This is a genomic window from Streptomyces cahuitamycinicus (assembly GCF_002891435.1).
Taxonomy (GTDB): Bacteria; Actinomycetota; Actinomycetes; order Streptomycetales; family Streptomycetaceae; genus Streptomyces; species Streptomyces cahuitamycinicus.
On sequence record NZ_POUC01000639.1, the window covers coordinates 1 to 3,286 of the forward strand.

Sequence of the window (3,286 nt, forward strand, 5' to 3'; positions counted from 1 at the left end):
CAGCCCCCTCCCGCCCATCACCGGCTGGTCGGCCGGGGAGCGGGCGGCAGGGGGCCGCCGCTTCAGGAACAGCAGCAGGACCAGCCCGACGAGATGCGCCAGGCAGCCGGCGACGAACGGCAGGGCGTTCTTCACCGTCAGCAGGAACCCGCCGGCGGACGTGCCGGCGAGCTGCCCGGCGTAGGTGCGTGCCCCGTTCATCGCCACCGCGTCCGAGAGCCGTTCCTCCGCCACCAGGCTCGGGATCATCGCCTCCCCGGCCGCCATCGTCAGGGCGGTCGCCGCGCCGTTGACCAGGGCGAGGAGCACCAGCGCCGGCAGCGACACGGCGTCCGCCCACAGCAGCAGGGCGAGCGCGCCGAACACGGTGACCAGTGCTGCCTGGCACCACAGCATCACACTCCGGCGGTCGTACCGGTCGGCGACGGCCCCGGCGGGCAGCCCCGCCAGGAGCATCGCCGCCGCGTCGACGAATCCGATGATTCCCGCCTGTGAGGGCGAACCGGTCAGCGTCAGCACGATCAGCGGCAGGACGATCAGCGACGTGCTGTACGCGAACTCGCCGAGCGTTGAACTCACCCACAGCAGAGTGAATCCGCCACCGCGCCGCGACTTCTCGGGCCTCATCAGCCGAGGAGACGCGAACGCGACTTCGTCCGCACGTACGTGCGCCGCAGATCGCGGACGAGGCTGGTGCGCTTGAGCCAGCGATCGGTCCCGTCGTAGCGGGGGGTGAACGTGTCGCGGCCGTGGACGGCCCGGTGGTTGTCGACGAACACCGCGTCGCCGGGGCTCAGGACGACCCGCTCCGCAGCGGCGGCGAGCAGTTCGGCGGCCGTCTCCAGGGCGGCCTCGGCCTCCGTGTCGCCGGGCATCGCCTCGGTGAAGTCCGCGTCGATCCGCAGGTACGGCGACTCCTCGGGGCCGAAGAGAACCGACGCCACCTCGTGCGGGCGGTCCTCGAGCGCCGACGGGTTCTCCGTGGTGTGCTGCGGCACCACGTGGTGGGAGTCGTCCGGGAAGAACCGGAAGCGGTCCTGGTGCAGCACCCGCCGCACCGGCTCGGGGAAGTCCACCGATTCGACCAGCGCCACCGTCGTGCCCACCGCGTCGGGGTTGCGCAGACACATCAGAGCCACGTAGTCGCCGCGGCAGGAGTGGAAGACGTCCTCCGTGTGCAGGGTGAGCTGCTGCCGGCTGCTCGCGCTCGTCAGCGAGTTCTCCTGCCCCCTGGACGGGCAGACGTCATGGACGAGACGCCCGTTCTGCTGGTTGACCCAGCCGAACGGCTCACCGAGCAGCGAGCCGGTGAGCATCAGCACCAGTTCCTCGCGGATCGCGGATTCCTCCTTCTCCGCGACCTGCCAGCTGGGCGGCGTGGGGACGAGGTCCTCGTCCAGGGGCAGGTTTCCCAGCGCGATCACGGCGTCTTCGGCGGCGCGGGAGGAGACGAGGAACCGGCGCACTCCCACGGGGAGCCGCTCCGCCTCGGTGCGGATGCGGTCCGCGTACTCCAGTGGCGCCCAGACGGGGCGGGCGGCCAGGAATTCGTCCGCGACCGCGGCCACCTGGTCCTTCTCGTCATCGCTCAGGACATAACGAGCCACAGCAAAGCCTTTCGATGTGTAGTCAGTTACCGGCCGCGACGGCGATCTGCCGCAGGGCGGTGGCGAAGTCGTCCGCGAGCGCGCGGACGGTGGCGGGGGAGTGCGCGGACGGCGCGTAGAGCCAGTCGACGCGCAACTCGCCGTCGCTGACGGCAGCGACGATGTCGATCAGGTGCGGGCGTGGCCCGCCGGGTGCCTGGTCGGCGCCGAGTGCGTCCAGCCGTCCCCGGATCAGCCCGTCGCCGTCGGCCGTGCCGTCCCACTGGCCCAGATAGTTGAAGCTGATCTTCGGGTGCGGGGCGGCGGCCAGGGCGGTGTGTGCGGCGCTGCCCGGTTCGGACAGGTAGCGCAGGGCTCCGAAGCCGAGCCCCCGTCCGGGCAGTCTGCGCAGGGTCTTCTTGACGGCTTTCAGCGCCGTCTCCCACGGGCCCTCGGCCACGTCGAGGGTGACGGGATAGATGGTGGTGAACCAGCCGACCGTGCGGGACAGGTCCACATCGTCGAACAGCTCCTCGCGGCCGTGACCTTCGAGGGCGATCGTCACTGGCGCGCCGGCCCAGTCCCGCAGGACACGGCCAAGAGCGGTCAGCAGCACGTCGTTGATCCGGGTGCGGAACGCGCCGGGCACGCGCTGCAGCAGTGCCTCGGTCACGGACCGGTCCAGTGTCGACGACTCGACGGTGACCTCGCCGTACGTGCTCGCCGCCGGCCCGTCGCACGGGATCTCCACGGAGGCGGACACGGCCTTGCGCCAGTACGCCGTCTCGTGGTCGAGGCCGCCGGAGCGCACCAGCTCGGCCAGACGCCGCGACCACGTCCGGTAGCTGCTCGACTTGGCGCCCAGGGCGGCCGGGCGGCCTGCGGCGAGCTCCTGGTACGCGACGGCCAGGTCCTCCAGGACGATCCGCCACGACACGCCGTCCATCACCAGGTGGTGCACGGCCAGGAACAAGCGGGGCGGTGCCGCGTCCGGCATGCGCAGGAACACACCCCGCACCACGGTGCCCGAACGGAGGTCCAGCGCGTGCTGCGCCTCCAGCGCGGCGTCGTCCAGCGCCTGCTCGATGTCGGCCGCGGCCGTCAGGTCCCGGACGCCGAGCAGCCCCTCGGGGCGCTCGCCGTACTCCTGGACCCAGCCGCCCGCGTCGTCCATGGCGTACCGCATGCGCAGGGCGTCGTGGTGGCCCACCACGGCTTCGAGGGCACGCCCCAGCACGACGGGATCCGTGTCCGGGGCCAGCGACAGGTGGACGGACATCGCGTAGTGGTCGGGAGCCGACGGGTGCTCGGCCAGGAACCAACGCTGGACGGGCGTCAGTTCGACCCGGCCCGACCCCTCGGGCGCCTCGTCCCCGACGACCGTGGCATCGGCTCCCGCCCGCTCCACGGCGGACGCCAGCTCGGCGATGGTCTGGTGGACGAACATCAGCTTGGAGGTCAGGTGGAGGCCGGTCCGGCGGGCGTGGGAGATGACCTGGATGGAGAGGATGGAGTCGCCGCCGAGCTCGAAGAAGTTGTCGTGGATGCCGACCTTCTCCAGGCCGAGGACGTCGGCCCAGATGCCGGCGAGGGCCTCCTGGGTCTCGTTGTGGGGTGCTTCGTAAGCGGTGGCGACCTGTTCCGTCCTCGTGCCGGGGTGGGGGCTGTCGCTTATACACATCTCCGAGCCCACGAGACTA

The 3,286-nt window shown here is 71.5% G+C and carries 3 protein-coding genes; all 3 read right to left on the reverse strand.

Annotated elements, in window-relative coordinates; genetic code table 11:
* Positions 1 to 627, reverse strand: a 627-nt coding sequence (locus C1J00_RS40820) for an MFS transporter (protein WP_146046366.1), incomplete at its 3' end; no start/stop codon positions are given.
* Positions 627 to 1,607 carry a TauD/TfdA family dioxygenase gene (locus C1J00_RS40825; protein ID WP_245936708.1) on the reverse strand — a complete coding sequence of 327 codons (981 nt, stop codon included), beginning with the start codon at positions 1,605 to 1,607 and terminating at the stop codon, positions 627 to 629. The genes C1J00_RS40825 and C1J00_RS40820, both read right to left, overlap by 1 nt.
* 22 nt (positions 1,608 to 1,629) lie before the next feature.
* Positions 1,630 to 3,286: condensation domain-containing protein (locus tag C1J00_RS40830; protein ID WP_245936709.1), on the reverse strand; the 1,657-nt coding region annotated here is incomplete at its 5' end.